Origin of the sequence: Mesorhizobium sp. M0816 (assembly GCF_040320005.1) — a bacterium.
Lineage (GTDB): Bacteria > Pseudomonadota > Alphaproteobacteria > Rhizobiales > Rhizobiaceae > Mesorhizobium.
The window spans coordinates 244,715-269,068 of record NZ_JAMYOT010000002.1 but is presented as its reverse complement, the minus strand read 5'-3'; the positions used below and the strand labels follow the sequence as shown (position 1 = coordinate 269,068).

Here is a 24,354-nt window from a genome sequence, read left to right as displayed (position 1 = left end):
TTGCGGCAGATGAAACTTTAGAGAGCGTGAATGTGGGCCCGCGGCGCCTACTTCTGTGACGCGGCGGTTGTCTCGGTGTTCGCTCCGCCAGCGCTGAAACCTGCGCCCTCCGGCGCGCCCGGCCGCTTGATCCTGGGCGCTGCCGCGACGACAAGCTCGTTGAACCCATCGCCGCCGCTGTCAAGCATCTCGAACAATTGCCGGCGCATCCTCGGCTCCCAGAACTTGTTGATGTGCTCGGCGACGCCGGCAATGCCTTGCTCGCGCGGCTTTGAGTGGAAAAAGGCGGCGATCTGGTTGGCCATGCGAACCAGCTTTTCGCTGGTGCTCATGAGGTGGCCCTCGTCATGCGACATGCTTGGCAACTCCGGAAACCACTCGGTCAGGATGGGTGAAAATATCGAAATCGTCGCCGCGCACCAGCGCCACCAGCGTCATGCCGGAATCGTCCGCGGTGCGGATGGCAAGTGCGGTCGGCGCCGAGACGGCAATGATGAAGGCAGCGCCGATCGCCGCGGTCTTCTGCACCATCTCGACCGAAACGCGCGACGTCACGACGACGGCCCCCGACCTGCCGTCGATACCGGCTTTGGCCAGCGCGCCAGCCAGCTTGTCCAGCGCGTTATGGCGGCCGACATCCTCGCGCGCCATGACGATGCCCTTGCCGGGAAGGTAAAAACCGGCGGCGTGGACGGCACCGGTCTCGGCGTGCAGCGGCTGCAGCTTCGACAAAAGCTTGACCGAGCGGACGATGTCATCGGCCTGAAGTGTAAGTTGCGACGCACCGACCGGGTTTACCGAGCGCATTGCCTCTTCGATCGATTCGATGCCGCACAGCCCGCAGCCGACCGGGCCGGCCAGGCGTCTGCGACGCGTTTCGAAGCGGGTGTTGGCCTGGTCCTTCAGCCGGATCTGGATATCGATGCCGGCGCCGTGATCCTCGACCTCGATCGCTTCGATTTCGTCCGGCGAGGCAATGATGTCTTCGGTCAGCGAGAAGCCGAGCGCGAAATCCTCGAAATCAGCCGGGCTTGCCATCATCACTGCATGCGTGGTGCCGGCAAAGGAGAACGCTACCGGCGTCTCTTCCGGCACCATGCGGTTCGCGGCCGCAGTGCCGCCGGCGCGGCGCGCGAGGCGCGAGATCTGCGCAATGGCTTTGCGGGGCGCGGTCAAGGACTACTCCGCCGCTTCCAACTTAGCGATGCGGCGGCTTTGCTTTGCCTGCTCGTCATAGTCGCGCTGCCATTCCGACGGGCCGTTGGATGCACCCACCTGCACCGCGGTCACCTTGTATTCCGGGCAGTTGGTCGCCCAGTCGGAGAAGTCGGTGGTGATGACGTTAGCCTGGGTGTCGGGATGGTGGAAGGTCGTATAGACGACGCCCGGCGACACCCGCTCGGTGATCAGCGCGCGCAGCGTCGTCTCGCCGGAGCGGCTGGTCAGCCGCACCCAGTCGCCGTCGCGCAGGCCGCGATTTTCGGCATCGTGCGGATGGATCTCCAGCCGGTCCTCGCTATGCCAGACCACATTGTCGGTGCGTCGGGTCTGCGCGCCGACATTGTATTGCGACAGGATGCGGCCGGTGGTCAGCAGCAGCGGGAAGCGCGGTCCGGTCCTTTCGTCGGTCGCCACATATTCGGTGCGGATGAACTTGCCCTTGCCGCGCACGAAGCCGCCGATATGCATGATCGGCGTGCCTTCCGGCGACTTCTCGTTGCAGGGCCACTGCACCGAGCCCACCCGGTCGAGAAGGTCGAAGGAAACGCCGGCGAAACTTGGGGTTGTCTTGGCGATCTCGTCCATGATCTGGGACGGATGCGTGTAGTTCCAGCCGAGGCCGAGCGCCTTGGCGAGCTCCTGCGTCGTTTCCCAGTCGGCATAGCCGCATTTCGGCTCCATCACCTTGCGCACCATGTTGATGCGGCGCTCGGCATTGGTGAAGGTGCCGTCCTTCTCGAGGAACGTCGAGCCGGGCAGGAACACATGCGCGTAGTTGGCCGTCTCGTTGAGGAAGAGGTCGTGCACGACGACGCATTCCATCGCGGCGAGACCGGCGGCGACATGCTTGGTGTCGGGGTCCGACTGCAGGATGTCCTCGCCCTGCACATAGAGCCCCTTGAACGAGCCGTCGACGGCCGCATCCAGCATATTGGGGATGCGCAGGCCGGGCTCGTCGTCGAGCTTGACGCCCCACAGGCTCTCATAGATGGCGCGCACCGCGTCGCCTGAAATATGGCGATAGCCGGGAAGCTCGTGCGGGAACGAGCCCATGTCGCAGGAGCCCTGCACATTGTTCTGGCCGCGCAGCGGATTCACGCCGACGCCCGGCCGGCCGATATTGCCGGTCGCCATGGCGAGGTTGGCAATGGCGATGACGGTGGTCGAGCCCTGGCTGTGCTCGGTCACGCCGAGGCCGTAATAGATCGCGCCGTTACCGCCGCGGGCGTAGAGCCGCGCCGCGCCGCGTATGTCGTCGGGATCGACATTTGCAAGCTGGCCGACCACTTCCGGGCTATTTTCCGGCAGCGCCACGAACGATGCCCAGTCCTGGAACTCGTCCCAGTCGCAGCGCTCGCGGATGAAGGCCTCGTCGAACAGGCCCTCGGTGACGATGACATGGGCAAGTGCGGTCAGCATGGCGACGTTGGTGCCCGGCTTCAGCGGCAGATGGAACTGCGCCTCGACGTGGGCCGAGCGCACGATGTCGGTGCGGCGCGGATCGAGCACGATCAGCTTGGCGCCCTCGCGCATGCGCTTCTTCATGCGCGAGGCGAACACCGGATGCGCATCGGTCGGATTGGCGCCGATCAGCAGGATCACGTCCGTCTGCTCGATCGAATCGAAGTCCTGCGTGCCGGCGGAGGTGCCGAAGGTCTGGCCGAGACCATAGCCGGTCGGCGAATGGCAGACGCGGGCGCAGGTATCGACATTGTTGTTGCGGAAGCCCTGCCGGACAAGCTTCTGGACGAGGTAGGTCTCCTCGTTGGTGCAGCGCGAGGAGGTGATGCCGCCGATCGAGGTGCGGCCGTACTGGTATTGGATGCGGCGGAATTCATTCGCCGTATGGGTGAGCGCCTCTTCCCACGACACTTCGCGCCACGGATCGCTGACCTTCTCGCGGATCATTGGTTTCAGGACACGGTCCTTGTGCGTCGCGTAGCCATAGGCGAAGCGGCCCTTGACGCAGGAGTGGCCGTGGTTGGCCTTGCCTGCCTTGTAGGGCATCATGCGGATGACCTCGTCGCCCTTGACCTCGGCCTTGAACGAGCAGCCGACGCCGCAATAGGCGCAGGTGGTGACGGTCGAGCGCTCGGGAAGGCCTTTCGCCAGCACGGTCTTTTCCCTCAGCGCATCGGTCGGGCAGGCCTGCACGCAGGCCCCGCACGACACGCATTCGGAATCGACGAACGCCTCGTGCATGCCGGCCGAGACCCTGGATTCGAAGCCGCGGCCCTCGATGGTCAGCGCGAACGTGCCCTGCACCTCCTCACAGGCTCGCACGCAGCGCGAGCAGACGATGCACTGCGTCGGATCGTAGGTGAAATACGGGTTCGATTCGTCGCGGGCGATGTAATCGATGGTCAGCGAGCCATGGCCGGGCGCCACGCCGTTTTCCTGCTTGACGTGGTTGCGGCCGTCCACGCCATAGCGGTTCTCGGTCAGGCCGACCGTCCTGACGACCTTGTCGAACTCGCTGGCGCCAGTGCCGGCCTTCTCGCCCCACGCGGCAGGATGGTCGGAGACGTAGAGTTCCATCACGCCGCGGCGAATGGCGTCTAGCCGGTCGCTCTGCGTATGCACGACCATGCCTTCGCCGACCGGCGTCGTACACGAGGCCGGCGTGCCGCCGCGCCCGTCGATCTCGACGAGGCAGACCCGGCAGGAGCCGAACGAGTCCAGCATGTCGGTGGCGCAGAGTTTCGGGATTTCGACGCCCGCTTCCATCGAAGCGCGCATGATCGAGGTCCCCGCCGGCACCGTCACCGACTTGCCGTCGACCGTCAGCGTTACCTTTTGTTCCGCTTCAGAGGCGGGTGTGCCGTAGTCGATTTCCTGGACCAGCGATTTGATGTCGAATGCCGCGTTCATACCTGTCCGCTCCTATTCCGCTGCTTCGGCGACCGGCGTCGGCCGAAAGTCGTCCGGGAAATGGTTGAGTGCACTCATCACTGGATATGGGGTGAAGCCGCCGAGAGCGCAAAGCGAGCCGAACTTCATCGTGTTGCAAAGGTCGGTGACCAGCGCGATCTGCTTTTCCGGTTCGACGTTCTGGGCGAGCCGGTCCAGCACCTCGACACCGCGCGTCGAGCCGATGCGGCACGGCGTGCACTTGCCGCAGCTCTCGATGGCGCAGAATTCCATGGCAAAGCGTGCCTGCTTCAGCATGTCGGCGCTGTCGTCGAAAACGACGATGCCGGCATGGCCGATCAGCCCGTCCTTGGCGGCAAACGCTTCGTAGTCGAACGGCGTGTCGAACAGCGCGCGCGGGAAATAGGCGCCGAGCGGGCCACCCACCTGCACCGCTTTGACCGGGCGTCCCGTCGCCGTGCCGCCGCCGATATCGTCGACGATCTCGCCCAGCGTCATGCCGAACGCCGCCTCGTAGAGACCGGGATACTTGACGTTGCCGGCAATCTGGATCGGGATGGTGCCGCGCGAACGGCCCATGCCGAAATCCTTGTAGAAGGCAGCGCCCTTGTCCATGATCACCGGCACCGAGGCCAGCGAGATGACGTTGTTGATCACTGTCGGCTTGCCGAACAGGCCCTTGTGCGCCGGCAGCGGCGGCTTGGCCCGCACCTGTCCGCGCTTGCCTTCGAGGCTGTCGAGCAGGGCGGTTTCCTCGCCGCAGACATAGGCGCCGGCGCCGACGCGCACTTCCATGTCGAATGAATTGGCCGAGCCGAGCACATTGACGCCGAGCACGCCGGCCTTGCGGGCGATCTCGACGGCCTTCTGCATAACCGCCACCGCGTGCGGATATTCGGAGCGGATATAGATAAAGCCCTTGGTCGCGCCGGTGGCGATGCCGGCGATCGCCATGCCTTCGATCAGCACGAAGGGGTCGCCTTCCATGATCATGCGGTCGGCGAACGTGCCGGAATCGCCTTCATCGGCATTGCAGACGATGTATTTGCGGTCGGCCGACGTATCGAGCACAGTTTTCCATTTGATGCCGGTCGGGAAGCCGGCGCCGCCACGACCGCGCAGCCCGGACTCGGTCACCTGCTTGACGACCTCGGCCGGCGTCATCGCCACTGCATTCTGCAGGCCCTTCAGCCCGCCATGCGCCTTGTAGTGATCGAGCGACAGCGGATCGGTGACGCCGCAGCGCGCAAAGGTCAGCCGCGTCTGCCTGGCAAGGAACGGGATCTTGTCCGGTGCGCCCAGCCAGCGCTTGTGGTGGCCGCCGGTGAGGAAGCCGCAGTCGAACAGGCCTTTGACGTCGGAGGGCTTCACCGGCCCATAGGCGACGCGGCCATTAGCTGTTGCCACTTCGACCATCGGCTCGAGGAAATAGGCGCCCCGCGAGCCGTTGCGCACGATCTTGGCCTCGATGCCGCGCTCGGCCAGTTCCGCCCGAATCGCCTTGGCGACCTTTTCCGCACCGAGCGCCAGCGCGCCGGAATCGCCGGGAATATAGATACGCGGGATCATGAGCGCACCTCGGCAACGATCTCGTTGAGCTTTTCGTCGTCGAGCCGACCGATCACCTCCCCGTCCAGCATCGCCGACGGCGAGCAGGCGCAAAGGCCGAGGCAATAGACCGGCTCCAGCGTCACCGAACCGTCACGGGTTGTCTCGTGGAAGCCTATGCCCAGCAATGATTTGAGCTTGGCGGCGATCGCATCCGAACCCATCGACTGGCAGGCTTCCGCCTGGCAGAGCTTCAGCACATGGCGGCCAGCCGGCTGGCTGCGATAATCGTGATAGAAGGTCACGACGCCGTGCACCTCGGCCCTGGAAATGTTCAGCGCCTCGGCGATGACCGGCAGCGCGTCCTGCGGCACATAACCGAACTCTTCCTGGATACCGTGCAGGATCGGCAGCAGCGGGCCTTCGAGGCCTTTCAGCTCGTGGATGATCGCCGCGGTGCGCGATGCGATCTCGGTACTTGCAGGCTGCATCGTCATGCAGCGCCCTCCCTGGTCGTGGCGGTCTTCCGCTAAGTGGTTAGGAAATCAGAGGAAACCCGCTAAATCAATAAAGCCGATCCGTTGCTCGATAGAAATTTTCTATCGTTCGCGGTCACCAGCCTTGTCTAGCCTAGCGGCGGGCGCGGAAATCGTCCGCCAGCGCCATTGCCTCGTCCAACAGCGCCGAGACCAGTGGCGTGTGCGGTTCGCGCCGTGCCGCCACCAGCCCGACGGTGTGGCTGGCATCCGGCTCGACGATCGGGATAGCCCGGATCGGCTCGGAAAAGCCGAACGTTTCCGCAAGGTTAAGCGGCATGATGGACGACCATTTGCCGGTGCGGATATGCGAAAACAGCACGATCATCGAGTTGGATTCCAATGTCGGCCGCACCTGCACGCCGGCTTCGGCCAGATGCTGGTCGATGATGCGGCGGTTCTGCATGTCGGGCGTCAGCAGGCAGAGCGGCAGCTGACTGAGTTCCGCCCATGTCACTTTGTCGCGGTCGAAATAGGGGTTCCCGACGGCGGTGATCAGCTGGTAGCGCTCGTCGTAGAGCGGCACGCTGGTGACGCGTCCGAGCGGCTCGTTGTCGAGATAGGTGATACCGGCGTCGATGTCGAAATTGCCGAGCAGCGACAGCACCTCGATCGAGGTCCGCGACAGCACCGAGAAGGTGACGCCGGGATGCTTTGCCCGAAACGGCGTCGTCAATCGCGCCACCATGGCGAGCGCCGTCGGGATCGCCGCGATGCGGATGCGCCCCGACAGGCCGTGGCGCGCCGCCCGCATCTCCTCGCGCATGGTCCTGCTGTCGCCGACGATGCGGCGGGCCCACACCAACACCTGCTTGCCTTCCGGAGTCAATCCCTGGAAGCGCGAGCCGCGCAGCACCAGCATCACGCCGAGCTGGCCTTCCAGCTGCTTGATGCCGGCCGAAAGCGTCGGTTGGGTGACGCCGCACACCTCCGCCGCCCGGCCGAAATGTTCTTCCCTGGCAAGTGCTATGAAGAATTCCAGCTTATCGATCATGCCGTCGGGAGCCTGTCACGGACGCTGTGTCCGATTGTAGCGCGCAACGTCGTGGAAATCGCCTTCGGCCGCAAGCCGCGTGTGTAAATCGTCCGCATCCACATCTTTCAGCCGGCTTACTGTTTCCCGCGATGGAATGCGGCGCTATGTGAATGAGACGGGGTCGTGGACTGGACACGACGGGAGACCGAACATGCTGGGCTGGTTCCGCAAGCTGCTGCCGCGCGAAGATCGCTTCTTCGACCTGTTCGAGCGGCATTCCCGCACCGTGGTCGGCGGCGCCGAGGCACTGCAGCAGCTTTTGCAGGGCAACGACATCGACCGCTGGTGTCAGACGATCATCGATCTCGAGGACGAAGCCGATCAGATCACCGCGGAAGTGCTGCTGGCCGTGCGCCGCTCCTTCATCACGCCCTTCGACCGCGGCGACATCAAGGACCTGATCCAGTCGATGGATGATGCCATCGATATGATGCACAAGACCGTCAAGACGGTAAAGCTGTTCGAAAAGAAGGAATTCGATCCGCTGATGCAGGAAATGGGGGGCGTCATCGTCGAGGCCGCCAAGTTGGTGGCCGAGGCGATCCCGCTGCTCGGCAAGGTCGGGGCGCATACGGTGCGCCTCAACGCCATCGCCGAGGAAGTCATGCGCGCCGAAGGCCGGGCCGACGACCTGCACGAACAGGGCCTGAAGGACCTGTTCAAGCGGCACGGCCGCAGCGATCCTATGGCCTATCTGATCGGCAGCGAGATCTACGGCCAGCTGGAAAAGGTGGTCGACCGCTTCGAGGACGTCGCCAACGAAATCAGCGGCATCGTCATCGAGAACGTATAGTGGAAGCCGCGATAGCCTTTCCGGTGCTGGTCGGCCTTGTCGTCGTCGCGCTGTTCTTCGATTTCCTCAACGGCCTGCACGATGCCGCCAACTCTATCGCCACCATCGTCTCCACCCGGGTGCTGCGGCCGCATTATGCGGTGTTCTGGGCGGCCTTCTTCAATTTCATCGCCTTCATGTTCTTCGGTCTCCACGTAGCGGAGACGCTCGGAACCGGCATCATCGACGCCAGCATCGTCACGCCGGCAGTGGTCTTCGCAGCACTTGTCGGCGCCATCGTCTGGAATATCGTCACCTGGCTCGTCGGAATTCCGTCCAGCAGCTCGCACGCTCTGATCGGCGGTTTGGTCGGCGCCGGCGTTGCCAAGGCAGGCACCGGTGCCATCGTCTGGACCGGGTTGGGCAAAACGACGGCGGCCATCGTGCTATCGCCGGCGGCAGGTTTTCTGCTGGCGCTCGTCCTGATCCTCGCGGTCTCCTGGCTGTTCGTGCGGCGGACGCCGTTCGCCGTCGACAGCACCTTCCGCGTCATGCAGTTCTTTTCCGCCTCGCTCTATTCGCTCGGCCATGGCGGCAACGACGCGCAGAAGACTATGGGCATCATCGCCGTGCTGCTCTATTCGCAAGGCATGCTCGGCGCGAATTTTTACGTGCCGCTGTGGGTCGTCATCACCTGTCAGTCGGCGCTGGCGCTGGGCACGTTGCTCGGCGGCTGGCGCATCGTCCACACCATGGGCTCGAAGATCACCCGGCTGAACCCGATGCAGGGTTTCTGCGCCGAGACCGGCGGAGCGGTCACCCTGTTCGCCGCCACCTGGCTCGGTATTCCTGTATCGACCACGCACACGATCACCGGCGCCATCATCGGCGTCGGCGCCGCCCGCCGCGTCTCCGCCGTTCGCTGGGGCATTGCCGGTAACATCGTGGTGGCATGGATCGTCACCCTGCCGGCAACCGCGGCGATCGCGGCTCTCACCTACCTCGCGGTCGGCCTGGCATGGTGACAGCACCGTAGCACTGCGCGGCAGGCGATGCGCCGTATCTACCTATCCACAAGGTTCAGGATGTTGCCGTCCGGATCCTTGAACCATGCGACCTTCATGCCCTGACCGACATGAACATCGCCCTCCAGCGTCAGGCCTGGCATGTCGTAATGCTCGAAGGTCACGCCCTTCGATTTCAATGCCTCAACGATCTTGCCGAGTTCGTCGCCGACCGTCCATGTCACAGCCGTCGCCTTGTTGGTCCCAGCGAAGTTCGAACGGTAGACGTTGATGCTGGTGTCGCCGCTTTTATAGACGATCAGTTCGCCACCTTCATTGTGCACCTCTTTCAGGCCAAGGACCCCTTCGTAGAATGCCTTGGCCTTGGCCAGGTCCTTCACGGCGAGATTGGCCGTCGCGTTGCTGTTTGCGAGCATGATTCGTCTCCTTCCCTGGCTGTCATTCCATGCTCATGAAATAGGCTGCGTTGACGATTTGGCGACGGCTGCTCCCACTGGAAATGCCGTCATATGCTCGCTGCCTCCCCGATACGCCGCTGCAATTGGTGGTCCATCGCTTGGTTCTGTTCCGGAACTGCATTATCTGGAGCGGAAAAGTAGAGGAAAAACTCATGCCCGCCGCCAATGAAAACGTGACCAAGGAAATCGTTATCGAGCGCCTGAAGACGGTCAATGGGCCGGATTTCACCGGCAATATCGTCGACCTCGGCCTGGTTTCCGAGATTTTCATTGCCGATGCCAAGGTGTTCTTTTCGATCACCGTTCCCGCTGCCCGTGCCCAGGAGATGGAACCGCTGCGTGCGGCGGCCGAACGTGTCGTCAAGGCGATCCCCGGTGTTGCCGGCGCCGTGGTCGCGCTGACGGCGGAAAAGAAGGGCGGTGGCATGGAGGCGCCGGTTCCGCAAAGACCGGCTCAGAGGCCCGCTCCGCCGGCCGCACCTGCGCGTCCCGCGCCGCAGGCGCCCGCCTCGCACAGCCAGGGCAAGCGCGGCGTACCCGGCATCGAAGCGATCATCGCCGTCGCTTCCGGCAAGGGCGGCGTCGGCAAGTCGACCACCGCCGTCAATATCGCCCTTGGGCTTGCCGCCAACGGGCTGCGGGTCGGGGTGCTCGATGCCGACATTTATGGCCCTTCCATGCCGCGTCTGCTCAACATTCGTGGCAGGCCTCAGACCGTCGACGGCAAGATCCTGAAGCCGATGCAGAATTATGGCCTCAAGGTCATGTCGATGGGCTTCCTCGTCGATGAGGAGACGCCGATGATCTGGCGCGGGCCGATGGTGATGTCGGCATTGACGCAGATGCTGCGCGAGGTCGAATGGGGACCGCTTGATGTGCTCGTCGTCGACATGCCGCCCGGCACCGGCGATGCCCAGCTGACCATGGCCCAACAGGTGCCGCTGGCCGGCGCCGTCATCGTCTCGACGCCACAGGACCTGGCCCTGATCGATGCGCGCAAAGGCCTCAACATGTTCAGAAAGGTCGACGTGCCGCTATTGGGTATCGTCGAAAACATGAGCTATTTTCTCGCCCCCGATACGGGAAAACGCTACGACATCTTCGGCCATGGCGGCGCCCGCCGCGAGGCCGAGCGTCTCGGCGTCACCTTCCTTGGCGAAGTGCCGCTCGAGATGGGCATCCGCGAAAGCTCCGATGCCGGCACGCCAGTGGTGGTCTCCAAGCCGGATGGCGCTGAGGCGAAAATCTATCGCGACATCGCCGCCAAGGTCTGGGACCGCGTCAATGAAGAGCGCGGCGCGGCCGAGGCTGCAGTGCCGAGCATCGTGTTCGAGTGATGCGGATGTCCCTCCCCAAGTGGGCCCCTTGAGGGGGAGGGTGGCCGGAAGGGTCAGGTAGGGTCCGCGGCGACGCGCTCCAACTTTTCCGGGATAGCGGGCTGACAAACCACGATCCCGTCTAGCGCGGAGGCAGATGTATGTCTTTCGTACCAAAGAGCGGATTCGGATGGCGCGTGCCCCTTGCCTGCTCCCGCGCGTTGTCATATCGATTTGTCATACAAATACGGAGACCACGATGGCAGGCGCCCCCACCCACAAGAAAAAATTTCGCTCGCAGGAGTGGTTCGACAATCCCGACAATCCGGGCATGACGGCACTCTATCTGGAGCGCTACCTGAATTACGGGCTGACGCGGGCCGAACTGATGTCCGGCAAGCCGCTGATCGGCATCGCCCAGACCGGCTCCGACCTGTCGCCCTGCAACCGCCATCACATCGAACTGGCCAAGCGCGTGCGCGAAGGCATCGTCTCGATGGGTGGCATCCCTTTCGAGTTCCCTTGCCACCCGATCCAGGAGACCGGCAAGCGGCCGACTGCTGCACTTGACCGCAACCTTGCCTATCTCAGCCTGGTAGAGGTGCTCTACGGCTATCCGCTCGACGGCGTGGTGCTCACCATCGGCTGCGACAAGACGACGCCGGCCATGCTGATGGCCGCGGCCACCGTCAACATTCCGGCTATCGCGCTTTCGGTCGGCCCGATGCTCAACGGCTGGCACAAGGGCAAGCGCACCGGCTCCGGCACCATCGTCTGGGAATCGCGCCAGCGCCTGTCGGCCGGCGAGATTGGCTATGACGAGTTCATGGATATCGTTGCCTCCTCGGCGCCGTCGACCGGCTATTGCAACACGATGGGTACCGCCACCACGATGAATTCGCTGGCCGAGGCGCTCGGCATGCAATTGCCGGGCTCGGCCGCTATCCCCGCCCCCTATCGCGAGCGCGGCCAGATCGCCTACGAGACCGGAAAGCGCATCGTCGACATGGTGCATGAGGATCTGAAGCCCTCCGACATCATGACCCGTAAGGCCTTCGAGAACGCCATCGTCGTCAACTCGGCGATCGGCGGCTCGACCAATGCGCCGATCCACCTCAACGCCATCGCCCGCCATCTCGGCGTGCCGCTCGACAATGACGATTGGCAGAAGGTCGGCCTCAACATACCGCTCATCGTCAATCTGCAGCCGACGGGCGAATATCTCGGCGAGGACTATCACCATGCCGGCGGCGTGCCGGCCGTGGTCGCCGAACTGATGAAGGGCGGCCTGCTGCCCTATCCGGAAGCCATGACAGCTAACGGCAAGACCATCGGCGACAATTGCAGCGGCGCCGTCAACGAGAACATCGACGTCATCCGCACGGTTGCCGAGCCGCTGAAAGCCAATGCCGGCTTCATCAATCTCAAGGGCAATCTGTTCGATTCGGCGATCATGAAGACCAGCGGCATCTCGCCCGAATTCCGCGAGCGCTATCTGTCGAACCCGAAGGACCCCGAAGCCTTCGAGGGCAACGCCATGGTCTTCGACGGCCCCGAGGACTATCACGCCCGCATCGACGACCCGGCACAGGGAATTGACGAGCACACCATCCTGTTCATGCGCGGAGCCGGCCCGATCGGCTATCCCGGCGGCGCCGAAGTCGTCAACATGCAGCCGCCTGCCTATCTGATCAAAAAGGGCATCCACGCGCTGGCCTGTATCGGCGACGGTCGCCAGTCGGGCACGTCGGGCTCGCCGTCGATCCTCAACGCCTCGCCGGAAGCCGCCATCGGCGGCGGCCTGGCGCTGCTGAAGACCGGCGACCGCGTCCGCATCGACCTGCGCAAGGGCACCGCCGACATCCTCGTCAGCGACGACGAGATCACGCGGCGCCGCGCCGAGCTGCAAAACAATGGCGGCTATCAGTATCCGAAGCACCAGACGCCCTGGCAGGAAATCCAGCGCGGCATGGTCGACCAGTTTTCCGAAGGCATGGTGCTGAAGCCGGCGGTGAAATACCAGGATGTGGCTCATACAAGCGGCGTGCCGAGGGACAATCACTGACCAGGGTCCGTCGCACGAGCCAGCCGCCGGTGCAGGCAATTTGCCGAGGTCAGCGCCAGGAGGGGTAGGGGTGGGGGTACATCGTAGAGCGAAAGCCTCGGCTTTCCACCTGCGATAGCCTGCCGTTAATGGGCAGAAATGCCCGGCACAGGGTTGGACGCGGTCATTTGTCAACAGCGATTGCTCCCGCGAGAACGGCAATGCTTGACAAGCGGGCGTGACAAATCCACGATCATCACAAGGGGTGCATCGCGACGACCCCGTGAGGCGTCAGCCCAACGTTCGCGTCCAAGCTTCTCTTTCAAGGAGGTGGACGCCATGCCGTCAACAACCGCTATCACTGTATCGCAACTGTCCCGTCTGATTGGGCTGCCGGGTGCACCCGCAATCATCGACGTCCGCATCGACGATGACTACAACGCCGATCCGCGCCTGCTGCCGGGGTCGGATCGTCGTGATTTCAGGAGTGTCTCGAACTGGGCTGCCGACTTCGTCGGCAGGCAAGTGACAGTCGTCTGCCAACAGGGAAAAAAGCTCTCGCAAGGCGTGGCCGCATGGCTACGGCAGGAGGGCGTTGCCGCCGAATCGCTCGATGGCGGGTTTGAAGCATGGCGCGATGCCAAGGGCCTTCTCGTTCACGCCGATAAGATACCGCCCGCCGATGCCAAGGGCCGCACCGTTTGGGTCACGCGTACGCGCCCGAAGGTCGATCGCATCGCCTGCCCCTGGCTGATCCGGCGCTTCATCGATCCTCACGCGGTCTTTCTCTTCGTCGAGCCGGCCGAAGTGGCGGCCGTCGCCGATCGCTTTCAGGCCATCCCTTTCGACATCGAGAACGTGTTCTGGAGCCACCGCGGCGAACGCTGCACCTTCGACACCATGATCGAGGAGTTCGGGCTCAAATCCGAAGCGCTCGATCGCCTGGCCACGATCATACGCGCTGCCGATACTGCGAGCCTCGATCTTGTTCCACAGGCGGCCGGGTTCCTGGCCGCCTCGCTTGGCCTGTCACGGATGTTTCGCGACGATCTGGAGCAGCTCGAGGCCGGCATGCTGCTTTACGATGCGTTCTTCCGCTGGTGCCGCGATGCCACCGAGGAGACGCATAACTGGCCGGTCGCCGGCGCAGTCAGTCTCGGCGCAGGCAAACCATCGTGAGCGCCGTCTTTTCGAAAAAGCCGGCGGAGATCCAGGAGCCCGCTGTGCCGAGCTTCCGGCAGGCCGTGAAGGTCTGGGCGAAAATCGGCGTGCTCAGCTTTGGCGGCCCGGCCGGGCAGATCGCGCTCATGCACAAGGAACTGGTCGAGGAACGGCGCTGGATCGGGGAACAGCGCTTTCTGCATGCGTTGAACTACTGCATGCTGCTGCCCGGCCCCGAGGCTCAGCAGCTTGCCATCTATATCGGCTGGCTGCTGCACAAAACAGTCGGCGGCCTTGTTGCCGGCATTCTCTTCGTTGTGCCGGGCGCGCTTGTTATGCTCGTCTTGAGCAGCCTCTATGCGCTCTACGGCGACATACCCTTCGTCGAGGCGCTGTTTTTCGGGGTCAAAGCGACGGTGCTCGCCATTGTCATCGAGGCGGTGATCCGGATCGGGCGACGTGCGCTGAAGAACCGGATCATGGTGTCGATCGCACTCGCCGCCTTCATCGCCATCTACGCGCTAAACGTGCCGTTCCCGCTGATCGTCCTGCTTGCCGGCCTGACAGGCTGGATCGGCAACCGCATTGCACCGGCATTTTTTTCCGGCACATCGCAGGGCAAAGGCGATGTTCCCGACATTAAGGGCGCGGTCGATCTGATGTTCGAGCGCGGCGAACTGACCCACGTCAAGCCGACGCGATGGCATGCGCCGCGCATTTTGGCGATCTGGCTGCCGATCTGGCTCGGGCCTGTTCTGCTGATCTGGGCTTTCACCGGCTCGGCCAGCGTGTGGACACAAATCGGTGGGTTCTTCAGTCTCATGGCGGTCGTCACCTTTGGTGGCGCCTATGCCGTGCTTGCCTATGTCGCGCAGGCAGCGGTCGAGTCCTTCGGCTGGCTCGCACCCGGTGAAATGGTCGACGGCCTTGGGCTGGCCGAAACCACGCCGGGCCCGCTGATCCTGGTCTTGCAGTTCGTCGGTTACATTGCCGCCTTCCGCCACTCCGGCGCGCTCGCCCCGCTGCTTGCCGGCGCGCTTGGGGCACTGCTCACACTGTGGGTGACGTTTACGCCGTGCTTCTTGTGGATATTCCTCGGCGCGCCCTACATCGAAGCGCTGCGCGGCAACAGGGCGCTGTCGGCGGCGCTCGGCGCGATCACCGCTGCGGTCGTCGGCGTCATCATGAATCTCGCTCTATGGTTCGGCTTGCACGTCATCTTCGGCGAAGTGCGCAATGTCGGGCTTGGAATGGACGTGCCGGTGCTTTCATCGATAGACTGGCGCGCTGCGCTGCTTTCCTGTGCCTCGATGATCGCCATTCTGAAGCTGAAGATCGGTATGCTGCCGACGCTTGCCGGATCGGCGCTGGCCGGTGTCTTGTTGCTGGCGGCAAGCGGGTAACGCTCAGCCGCCCATTCTGCCGCGCGGCAGCTTGATCATATCGCCGAAGCGGGCGCGCAATTTGTCGTCGACCGGCTTTGGCACATGGCGCGGGAAGCGTTCGGCAAGCACGCGTTTCTTCTCGATGATCGCCCGCTGCAGGATATCGGGCCTGCCTTTCTCATTCCATTCCTTCGGCGAAAAGCGGTCGCCGACGGCCGGATAGAAATATTCGGTCTGCATCAGCCGCAGCGTCTGCTCGTTGCCGAGATAATGGCCCGGGCCCTTCAGGCAGACATCGGCAATCGTGTCGATCGACAGCGACTCGTCCGTCACTTCGATGCCGCGCACGCAGCGCAGGCAGTGGCCGAGCATGTCGTTGTCGATGATCAGGCTCTCAAGGCAAAAGCCGAGCAGCGAGGCGTGCATGCCGGCCGATTCGTAAACCAAGTTGAGGCCGGCAAGACCGGCCATCACGTCGGTTATGCCCTTTTCGTAGCCGGACTGAATATCAGGCAGTTTCGAATCTGTCATGCCGGCGGCCGAACCGCCCGGCAGGTCGTAAAATTGCGCCATCTGCGCGCAGGCCGCGGTCAGCACCGCCTGCTCGGCCGAACCGCCCGACATGGCGCCGGTCCGGAGATCCGAGACAAACGGCCAAGTACCGAAAATCGCCGGATGGCCTGGCTTGATGGCGTTGACGTAGATGAGGCCGACGAGCACTTCGGCGACCGCCTGCACCACGGCGCCAGCAATCGCCGCCGGTGCCGTCGCACCCGCCTGTCCTGCCGACAGCAGCAGGATCGGAATGCCGCCCTCGACGCAGGCTTCGAGAACGCCACAGGCGTCCTCGGCAAACTTCATCGGCGGCACGACGAAGCAGTTCGAATTGGAGACGAAAGGCCGCGCGCGAAAATTCTCTTCGCCGCCCGCGATCGCATAGAGCATGTCGAGCGCCGGCTTGACGTTCTCACGCACGGTAAACGAGGTGCCGACATGCTTCGACGTGCCCATGACGCAGGCGTAGAGCGTGTTGAAATCCATATCGAGCGGGTCGGGAATGTCGCGCGGCACCATCGGCCGCTGGAAGAAATGGATGTTGTCGAGCCCTTCGACTAGGCGCGCGGCATCATAAATGTCCTGCAGCAGCGACTCGCGATACTCACGCTTTTCGACATCGACAAGATGCACCGCAGCACCGGCAGTGCCGTAGTGCACACGCTTGCCCTGGATCACCATGTCGTGCTTCGGATCCTGGCCGTGGAGGGTGAAATGCCGCGCCGCGTTCTTGATGGTGTCGAGCACAAGGCCGCGAGGAAAGCGCAGGCGGCCGTCCTCACTGAAGGTCGCGCCGGCTTTGGTCAGCGCCTCGATGCAGGAGGGGATGGCGTTGGCGAAGCCGACCGTCTCAAGAAGGGTAAGCACGGCCTCGTGGATACGTTCGCAATCGCTGCCGCTGAGCGGGCTGTAGCTTCCGCCTTCGAGGCCGGCACGCACCGGCTTGACGTCGTCGGCAAGCGGTGCCGCCCGCATGGCGCGGCGCGCCTCGCGCCCGCCGGACCGCCGCGAACGCTGGTCTGCGGACACGTCCTGCTTCTCATGGGCCATTGGCATGAAGGCACTCCAACTTTAGCTGCGGAGCGGGCGCGGCGGTTGGTCCACCATCGGCCTGCTTCGTCCCCTCTATACAGCGACTATGCCGCCGGCATTGGCACAGCCTATGTGCCAGCCGGTCCCGTCGCATATGCCAAGGAGCTAAAGAACCGGAGCCGCACTACATGCGCCAGGCTCCGGTCGGGGAAGGGAGATCAGGCCGCTGCCGGCCTGCGTCCAGCTGCCGTCGCCAGTTCGCGGATGCCGGGTTCGATGTGCTGCAACGCGATCGAGGAAATGCCCAAGCGCATGAAACGCGATGGCTTTTCGGTGCGGTCGAAGAAGCGGTCGCCAGGCTCGATGATGACGCTCCGTGAGGCCGCGGCCTCCGCCAGCCCGCGCGAATCGGTGCCGCGCGGCCCCTCGAGCCAGAGCGACGTGCCGCCGGCCGAATCGGTCGAGCGCCACTCCGGCAGGAAGGCGGAAATCGCATGGACCAGACGCTTGCGCCTCTCGTCGAAGGCGCTCGACAGCCGCCGCACCAGCGCCTCGTGATGGCCGAGCGACAGGAACAATGCGACGGCGCGCTGGTTGTTCGCCGGCGGATGGCGCAGCATGAAGCGGCGTAGCGCCCGAAGCTCGGAGATCAGCCCGGCCGAGGCGACGATGTAGCCGAGCCTGAGGCCGGGAGCCAGCGTCTTCGACATCGAGCCGACATAGACGACGCGGCCGGAGCGATCGAGGCTCTTCAGCGCCTGCTGCGGCGCCTCGTCCAGGAGCTGGCTGTCATATCCGTCCTCGATGATGATCTGGTTGTGCCGGTTGGCGCGCGCCAAAAGCTCCTGCCGCCGCTCTGCCGACAGCGGCACCATGGTCGGGCAATGGTGGCTGGGCGTGACGAAGACGAAGCCGGAATCATTGGGAATGGCCGAGGTTACGATGCCGGAGTGGTCGACCGGAACCGGCTGGATCTCGGCGCCGGCCAGCCGGAAGATCGAACGTGCATCGGGATAGCCCGGGTCCTCCATCGCCACCTTTGAGCCCTTGGTCATCAACAGCGTCGCCAGCATGTAAAGCGCGTTCTGCGCGCCCAACGTCACGATGATCTCGTCCGGATTGGCGAAGATGCCGCGTCGCGGCAGCAGCCGTGCCTGGATCTGCTCGATCAGGAGCGGATCGTCGCGGTCGACCATGTCGGATGCCCAGTTGCGGATTTCGAGCACCGCCAACGCCATGCGGTTGCACTCGCGCCATTCGGCGGTCGGGAACAGCGCCGGGTCGAATTGGCCATAGACGAAGGGGTATGACGACTTGATCCAGTTGTCGTGCTTGGCCGGCGGCGGCATGTCGCTCGCCGCGATCTGCCGACGCGCCTTCCAGTCGATCTCGTTGGCCTGGTCGGGCGCCTTCTGATGCGGCTTGGCCGGCGTCGCCAGCACTTCGGGATTGACGAAATGGCCGCGGCGCTCGCGCGCCACCAGGAAGCCCTGATCGACCAGCTGCTGGAAGGCCAGCACCACGGTGCCGCGCGCCACGCCGAGTTTTTCGGCAAGAATCCGGCAGGACGGAAGCGGCATGGAAGCCGCGATCTGCCGGTCGAGGATGGCGGCGACGATCGCCTGGCGGATCTGCGCCTGCAGGGTCTGACCGGATTCCGCCGAAATCCGGAACAGGCCGGACCATATGGCCGTGTCGTTTCGCTGTGGCATGGGAGATGTTCCTCGATGGCCAGCTTTTTTCACTTGGCTGGACCAGTCGAATGTACCGGTGGCACAAGGTGTTGCGCCAATCAATTTTTCTGATCGCTGGGATTTATGCCAGTGATCCTTTGAGCCGGCCCACGCTGCGCTGCGGCATCGCTGCGCATTGAAACAGATGGAATTCGACCCGATAGTTTGCCGCGACGACACGCGCCGGAAACATCCGGCCTGATAAGATGCATCTCAAGAGACCGGAGCGAAGCAGTGGATCAATCGTCCTTTCAAAAGCAGCTCGACGCATTGCGCGATCATCGTGCGGCCAAATCGGGCTCGATGCGCGAGGTTTTCGCTGCCGATCCGCAGCGCTTCGAGAGATTCTCCGCCAGTGACGGCGACCTGCTGCTCGACTGGTCGAAATGCGCGGTCGATGCGCGGACTATGGAGTTGCTGGAGAAGCTGGCTGAGGCCGCTGACCTCGAAGGCCGGCGCGACGCGATGTTTGCCGGCAAGAAGATCAACGTCACTGAAGGCCGTGCCGTGCTGCACACGGCGCTGCGCAACCTGACCGGCAAGGGCATCGTGCTCGACGGCCAGGACGTGAAGGCGGAAGTCCTTGCCGTACTCGACGCGATGGGTGCCTTCGCCGACGCGGTGCGTTCCGGCAAGGCGGCCGGCGCGACCGGCAAGAAAATCACCGACATCGTCAACATCGGCATCGGCGGCTCCGATCTCGGCCCGGCCATGGCGACGCTGGCGCTGGCGCCCTATCATGACGGGCCGCGCGCGCATTACGTATCCAATATCGACGGTGCCCATATCCACGACACGCTGAAGGGTCTTTCCGCCGAAACCACCCTGTTCATCATCGCCTCCAAGACCTTCACCACGGTCGAGACGATGACCAATGCCGAAACCGCGCGCAGATGGGTCGAGAAAGCGCTCGGCAAGGAAGCGGTCGGCAAGCATTTCGCCGCCGTCTCGACGGCGCTCGACCTGGTCGCCAAATTCGGCATCGCGCCCGATCGCGTCTTCGGCTTCTGGGACTGGGTCGGCGGCCGCTATTCCGTCTGGGGTGCGATCGGTCTGCCGGTGATGATCGCCATCGGCCCGAAGGATTTTCGCGCCTTTCTCGACGGCGCCCATGAGATGGACGAGCAGTTCCGCACCGCGCCGCTGGCGGAGAACCTGCCGGCGCTGATGGGGCTGATTGGCTGGTGGCACCGCGTGATCTGCAAATACCCCGCTCGCGCCGTCATCCCCTACGATCAGCGTCTGTCCAGGCTGCCGGCCTATCTGCAGCAGCTCGACATGGAATCGAACGGCAAGAGCGTCACCCTGGACGGCGGCGCTGTAACGACGCCGACCGGCCCGCTGGTCTGGGGCGAGCCCGGCACCAATGGCCAGCATGCCTTCTTCCAGTTGCTGCATCAGGGCACCGATTTCATTCCGGTCGAATTCCTCGCCGCTGCCGTCGGCCACGAACCGGAGCTGAAGCATCACCACGACCTTCTGCTTGCCAATTGCCTGGCGCAGTCGGAAGCCTTCATGAAGGGCCGCACGCTTGAGGAAGCCCGCGCGCAGATGCTGGCGAAAGGCATGAAGCCCGCCGATGTCGACAGGATTGCTCCGCACCGCGTCTTCTCCGGCGACCGCCCCTCGGTGACGATTCTCTACAGAAAGCTCGACCCGCATACATTCGGACGGCTGATTGCGCTTTACGAACACCGCGTCTTTGTCGAAGGCACGCTGTTCAACATCAACTCCTTCGACCAATGGGGCGTCGAACTCGGCAAGGAACTGGCGACCGGGCTGCTGCCCGTCGTTGAAGGCAAGGAGAACGCCGCAAAGCGGGATGCCTCGACTGCCGGACTGGTGGAATACATTCACCGCTTGCGCGGCCTGGAGTGAAAAGCTTGGCGGACATCAAGGGAATATTGTTCGACAAGGACGGCACGCTCGTAGATTTCAACGCGACATGGCTGGGCATCGCCGACTTCATGGCGATGGATGCGGCCGAAGGCGATCGCTGGAGGGCAGACAGGCTGCTTGCGGCGGCGGGCTTCGACTTCGCTACCAAGCGCTTCAAGCCGGATTCAATTTTTGCCTCCGGCACCAACATGGACGTCGTCGAGCTGTGGTTTCCGCGACTGTCCGACGAGGACCAGATGCTTGCCGTCGCCCGTTTCAATGCCATCACTTCGGCGCAAGGATCGGCGATGGCCGTGGCGCTGCCGGGTGTGGTCGAGACGCTTGGGCTGCTTCACAGAAAATCCTACCGGCTTGGCGTCGCCACCAACGACTCGACCAGCGGCGCGGAAAAAACTTTGGTCACGCTGGGCGTCGCGCAGCTTTTCGAAGCCGCCTATGGTTACGACGCGGTGGCCAATCCAAAACCGGCGCCGGATACGATCCTTGCCTTTTCGGATCTGACAGGGCTCAGGCCGGCGACGATCGCAATGGTCGGCGACAATCGTCACGATCTGGAGATGGCGCGCGCCGGCGGCTGCGGCCTGGCGATTGGCGTACTGTCCGGCACCGGCACACGTGAATCGCTGTCCCAGATCGCCGACGTCATCCTGGATTCGGTGGCCGATCTGCCCGATTTTCTTGCGGCGCGGGTCAGCGAGACAGTCTAGACTCGCAGCTAGCTGGTCCGAACGAGAACACGCCGCTCGGTTTCATCGCCGCATTCCTGCCTTCGCCGACATCCGGCACCTCGTATTCGGCCAGCAGGCGAAGCCGCGAGCGGGGCAGATAGGCGCGGCCCGGATCGCCGATCAGCACGGCGATGCCGGCTGCAAGGCAGCGGTCGAGGAAAGAAAGGGCCCGGCCGGCAAGATCATGGGCGTAAAACAGGTCGCCGACCACCACGACATCCACCGGTGGCGGCGGACCGCTGGTGATGTCTTCGCCAATGATCATGATAGCGACGCCGTTCGCAGTCGCGTTGAGGCCGAGCGCAACCACACCATTGCGATCGATCTCGGCCGCGACGACCGCGCTTGCCCCGGCTTTTGCCGCTGCAATGCCGACGAGACCCGAACCGGCGCCGAGGTCGAGTACGCGACGGCCGGCCACGGTCTCCGGCCGGTCGAATATGTAGCGGGCGAGCACCGCGCCGCCGGCCCAGACATAGGCCCAGTACGGTGGCTCCGGTTCAGGTCCGTCTTTTTCGGTCGCATGTTGGTTCCATTCGAGAAGCCGCCTGAGCCCGCTTCCCGGATGGGCGGTGTAAAGCCGAATTTCGGGAAGCGCGGGCACGGGGGCGATCCGCATGTTCGCCCGGATGAACTCTGCCGGGTCTGGGCGCGAACCTATACTCACGGCGTTGGCGCCGGCGATGCAATCGCTCAAGCTGCGCCTAGCCCCGCAACGCCCGTCGCAGGATCTTGCCGACCGGTGTCTTCGGCAGCTCGGTGCGGAACTCAATATACCTGGGACGCTTGTAGCCGGTCAGGTTCTCGCGGCAATAAGCCGTCAGCATGTCGGCGGTCAGTGCCGGGTCCTTCTTGACGACGAACAGCTTCGGCACTTCACCCGAATGCTCGTCCGGCACGCCGATCGCCGCCACTTCGAGTACGCCTGGATGCTGCGCCACCACTTCCTCGAGTTCGTTCGGATAGACGTTGAAGCCGGAAACCAGGATCATGTCCTTCTTGCGGTCGACGATCTTGGTGTAGCCAAGCTCGTCCATGAAGCCCATGTCGCCCGATTTGAAGAAGCCGTCCTCGGTCATCACCTTGGCGGTCTCGTCCGGCCGGTTCCAGTAGCCGGCCATCACCTGCGGTCCGCGGATGCAGATTTCGCCGACTTCGCCGAGCGGCAAATTGTTGCCGTCGTCGTCGCGGATGGCGATCTCGGTCGAGGGCAGCGGCAGGCCGATCGTGCCGGTGTAAACGCCGTCGCTGAATTTGTTGATGGTTGCCCCCGGCGAGGTCTCGGTGAGCCCGTAGGCCTCGCTGATCGGGCAGCCGGTCAGCGCCTTCCAGCGTTCGGCGATGGCCCTCTGCACCGGCATGCCGCCACCCAGCGTCAGGATCAGCGGCTTGAAATCGAGCTTGCGAAAATCCTCATTATTGAGCAGCGCATTGAACAGCGTGTTGAGGCCCGGAAAGATGTGGATCGGGTATTTCTGCAGCTCCTTGACAAAGCCGGGAATGTCGCGCGGATTGGGGATGAGGACATTCTGCGCGCCTTGCTGCATGCCTACCAGCACGTTCGCCGTCAGCGCAAAAATGTGATAGAGCGGCAGCGCGCAGAGGAAGTTCAGATGCGCTGGCTTCGGCTTGACGGTAAAAGCGTCTTCGGCCCACAGCGCGTTCTGCGCGACGTTCGCCAAAATGTTGCTGTGCAAAAGCATCGCGCCCTTGGAGATGCCGGTCGTGCCGCCAGTGTATTGCAGGAAGGCGATGTCGTCGGCCGCGACCTTTGCGGGCCTGAAGGCCATGCCGGTGCCGGCCTTCAGCGCGGCGTTGAACTTGACATGGCCGGGCAGCGACCATGCCGGCACCATCTTCTTGACGCGGCGTACAACGAAGTTGACGATCGTTCCCTTGAGCCCGCCGAGCATGTCGCCCATCGAGGCGACCACGACATGCTTGACCGCGGTCCTGGCGATCACCGCCTGCAGGGTACAGGCAAAATTTTCGAGGATGACAATGGCTTGAGCGCCGGAATCCTTGAGCTGGTGCTCCAGCTCGCGCGGCGTGTAGAGCGGATTGATGTTGACCACGACATAGCCGGCGCGAAGCACTGCCATAATCGCCACCGGATATTGCAGCACATTCGGCATCATCAGGGCGACGCGCGCGCCCTTCTGCAGCCCCGTTGATTGCAGATAGGCGCCGAAGGCGGCCGACTGTCGCTCGAGGTCGGCATAGGTGATCGATTTGCCCATGCAGACGAAGGCCGGCCGATTCGCAAACTGCTTGCACACGGCGACGAGAAAGTCGCCGATCGAGCTGGAGGGCAGGTCGCCAATCTCGGCCGGCACGATCTTTGGGTAACTCTGGAGCCACGGTTTTTCAGGCAGGCCAGCGGCCAGTGCGGTGATCGCCCTCGGTAATCTCTTGGCCGGACCTGCCGGCGGTCGTGGCGCTGTCGGCACTGCCTTCGCCGCCGGCTTGGCGGCAGATTTTGCAGCAGGCGCAGTCTTGCCGGTTGCCGGTTTAGCAGCCGTTCCAGCCGTGGTCTTCGCCGCCGGCTTCGCGCTTGCCTTCGCGGTAGCCGTCGGCTTGGCGGCGGCCGCTTTTGGCTTGACCGCTTTCGATGTTGCCTCGGCCTTTGCTTTCGCCGCGTTGGTTGTCTTTGCCGGTTTTGCCACCTGTCGCTCCCTCAATCGTTCTTATTGTTTCGGCATGCTTGCGCGCCACCACCGCCCTGATCAACAAAGATATCCCACCGCTTGCCGCAATATCCGGAACCTGGGAAAATCCGGCACGCTGCCCATCTATCTATGTATTGCCACAAGCGGCGGCCGTGCAAGCCTCGCCACCTGGAGTGCGGTAAGACTTGCCGTCAAACCTCTTGGCCGCGACCGGTTTTCGGACGCGCATCTCTTGAACCGAACGGCTCGATTCCCCCAATCGGCGGCATTGCCGATCAACAAAAAATTGAAGTCGCTAATAATGTCGTGATCTGCGGATTCGGCTCGTTTTTTCCACAATTTGCCGCGTGCCGGAATTTTTTTCT

The 24,354-nt window shown here is 63.6% G+C and carries 20 protein-coding genes; 9 read left to right on the top strand and 11 right to left on the bottom strand.

The window, feature by feature from the left end; genetic code table 11:
- Positions 1 to 47: 47 nt before the first annotated feature.
- From NKI17_RS03455 to NKI17_RS03430, 6 genes are all read right to left on the bottom strand, one after another.
- Positions 48 to 356, bottom strand: a complete 309-nt coding sequence (locus tag NKI17_RS03455) for a formate dehydrogenase subunit delta (protein ID WP_352905399.1) — start codon at positions 354 to 356, stop codon at positions 48 to 50.
- On the bottom strand, positions 346 to 1,176 hold the full coding sequence (gene fdhD, locus NKI17_RS03450; RefSeq protein ID WP_352905398.1) for a formate dehydrogenase accessory sulfurtransferase FdhD: 831 nt from the start codon (positions 1,174 to 1,176) through the stop codon (positions 346 to 348). The genes NKI17_RS03455 and fdhD overlap by 11 nt, the downstream gene beginning before the upstream one ends.
- A gap of 3 nt (positions 1,177 to 1,179) precedes the next feature.
- Positions 1,180 to 4,092 carry a formate dehydrogenase subunit alpha gene (gene fdhF / locus NKI17_RS03445; RefSeq protein ID WP_352905397.1) on the bottom strand — a complete coding sequence of 971 codons (2,913 nt, stop codon included), beginning with the start codon at positions 4,090 to 4,092 and terminating at the stop codon, positions 1,180 to 1,182.
- A 12-nt stretch (positions 4,093 to 4,104) separates the two neighbouring features.
- Complete coding sequence (locus NKI17_RS03440; protein ID WP_352577475.1) at positions 4,105 to 5,661, bottom strand: formate dehydrogenase beta subunit; 1,557 nt, start codon at positions 5,659 to 5,661, stop codon at positions 4,105 to 4,107.
- Positions 5,658 to 6,137 carry a formate dehydrogenase subunit gamma gene (locus NKI17_RS03435; protein WP_352448523.1) on the bottom strand — a complete coding sequence of 160 codons (480 nt, stop codon included), beginning with the start codon at positions 6,135 to 6,137 and terminating at the stop codon, positions 5,658 to 5,660. Before NKI17_RS03435 ends, NKI17_RS03440 begins: the two co-directional genes overlap by 4 nt.
- Positions 6,138 to 6,270: 133 nt before the next feature.
- The gene (locus NKI17_RS03430) at positions 6,271 to 7,170 is read right to left on the bottom strand and encodes a LysR family transcriptional regulator (protein ID WP_023676806.1); all 900 of its coding nucleotides are present in this window, start codon (positions 7,168 to 7,170) and stop codon (positions 6,271 to 6,273) included.
- Positions 7,171 to 7,363: 193 nt separating this feature from the next.
- On the opposite strand from NKI17_RS03430, the gene NKI17_RS03425 reads away from it, so the two are divergent.
- Positions 7,364 to 8,005 carry a DUF47 domain-containing protein gene (locus NKI17_RS03425; RefSeq protein ID WP_023676807.1) on the top strand — a complete coding sequence of 214 codons (642 nt, stop codon included), beginning with the start codon at positions 7,364 to 7,366 and terminating at the stop codon, positions 8,003 to 8,005.
- A complete protein-coding gene (locus NKI17_RS03420) occupies positions 8,005 to 9,009 on the top strand; it encodes an inorganic phosphate transporter (protein WP_352577476.1) in 1,005 nt (334 codons plus the stop codon). The genes NKI17_RS03425 and NKI17_RS03420 overlap by 1 nt, the downstream gene beginning before the upstream one ends.
- A gap of 38 nt (positions 9,010 to 9,047) precedes the next feature.
- On the opposite strand, the gene NKI17_RS03415 is transcribed toward NKI17_RS03420, so the two are convergent.
- Positions 9,048 to 9,425, bottom strand: a complete 378-nt coding sequence (locus tag NKI17_RS03415; protein WP_023676809.1) for a VOC family protein — start codon at positions 9,423 to 9,425, stop codon at positions 9,048 to 9,050.
- Between the two features lie 194 nt (positions 9,426 to 9,619).
- On the opposite strand from NKI17_RS03415, the gene NKI17_RS03410 reads away from it, so the two are divergent.
- From NKI17_RS03410 to chrA, 4 genes are all read left to right on the top strand, one after another.
- Positions 9,620 to 10,804 carry an Mrp/NBP35 family ATP-binding protein gene (locus tag NKI17_RS03410; RefSeq protein ID WP_352577477.1) on the top strand — a complete coding sequence of 395 codons (1,185 nt, stop codon included), beginning with the start codon at positions 9,620 to 9,622 and terminating at the stop codon, positions 10,802 to 10,804.
- 238 nt (positions 10,805 to 11,042) lie between these two features.
- Positions 11,043 to 12,848, top strand: coding sequence for an IlvD/Edd family dehydratase (locus NKI17_RS03405; RefSeq protein ID WP_352905396.1), 1,806 nt, complete (start codon positions 11,043 to 11,045; stop codon positions 12,846 to 12,848).
- A 318-nt stretch (positions 12,849 to 13,166) separates the two neighbouring features.
- Positions 13,167 to 14,006 (top strand): chromate resistance protein ChrB domain-containing protein, encoded by an 840-nt coding sequence (locus NKI17_RS03400; protein ID WP_352577479.1) that lies wholly within the window; start codon positions 13,167 to 13,169, stop codon positions 14,004 to 14,006.
- Positions 14,003 to 15,391 (top strand): chromate efflux transporter, encoded by a 1,389-nt coding sequence (gene chrA / locus NKI17_RS03395; RefSeq protein ID WP_352905395.1) that lies wholly within the window; start codon positions 14,003 to 14,005, stop codon positions 15,389 to 15,391. Before NKI17_RS03400 ends, chrA begins: the two co-directional genes overlap by 4 nt.
- 3 nt (positions 15,392 to 15,394) lie before the next feature.
- On the opposite strand, the gene NKI17_RS03390 is transcribed toward chrA, so the two are convergent.
- Complete coding sequence (locus tag NKI17_RS03390; protein ID WP_352455053.1) at positions 15,395 to 16,984, bottom strand: trimethylamine methyltransferase family protein; 1,590 nt, start codon at positions 16,982 to 16,984, stop codon at positions 15,395 to 15,397.
- Between the two features lie 194 nt (positions 16,985 to 17,178).
- Positions 17,179 to 18,672: a MocR-like pyridoxine biosynthesis transcription factor PdxR gene (pdxR, locus tag NKI17_RS03385; protein ID WP_023676815.1), complete on the bottom strand. Its 1,494-nt coding sequence runs from the start codon at positions 18,670 to 18,672 to the stop codon at positions 17,179 to 17,181.
- A 255-nt stretch (positions 18,673 to 18,927) separates the two neighbouring features.
- On the opposite strand from pdxR, the gene pgi reads away from it, so the two are divergent.
- A complete protein-coding gene (gene pgi / locus NKI17_RS03380) occupies positions 18,928 to 20,571 on the top strand; it encodes a glucose-6-phosphate isomerase (RefSeq protein ID WP_352635831.1) in 1,644 nt (547 codons plus the stop codon).
- Between the two features lie 5 nt (positions 20,572 to 20,576).
- Positions 20,577 to 21,299 (top strand): HAD family hydrolase, encoded by a 723-nt coding sequence (locus NKI17_RS03375; protein ID WP_352635830.1) that lies wholly within the window; start codon positions 20,577 to 20,579, stop codon positions 21,297 to 21,299.
- On the opposite strand, the gene NKI17_RS03370 is transcribed toward NKI17_RS03375, so the two are convergent.
- Both NKI17_RS03370 and NKI17_RS03365 read right to left on the bottom strand, forming a co-directional pair.
- Positions 21,283 to 21,939: a class I SAM-dependent methyltransferase gene (locus tag NKI17_RS03370; RefSeq protein ID WP_352570250.1), complete on the bottom strand. Its 657-nt coding sequence runs from the start codon at positions 21,937 to 21,939 to the stop codon at positions 21,283 to 21,285. The two genes, NKI17_RS03375 and NKI17_RS03370, sit on opposite strands and share 17 nt — an antisense overlap.
- A gap of 85 nt (positions 21,940 to 22,024) precedes the next feature.
- Positions 22,025 to 23,770, bottom strand: coding sequence for a long-chain fatty acid--CoA ligase (locus tag NKI17_RS03365; RefSeq protein ID WP_352635827.1), 1,746 nt, complete (start codon positions 23,768 to 23,770; stop codon positions 22,025 to 22,027).
- A 46-nt stretch (positions 23,771 to 23,816) separates the two neighbouring features.
- Here NKI17_RS03365 and NKI17_RS03360 point away from each other — a divergent pair, with 46 nt between their 5' ends.
- Complete coding sequence (locus NKI17_RS03360) at positions 23,817 to 24,299, top strand: hypothetical protein (protein ID WP_352853866.1); 483 nt, start codon at positions 23,817 to 23,819, stop codon at positions 24,297 to 24,299.
- Positions 24,300 to 24,354 lie beyond the last annotated feature (55 nt).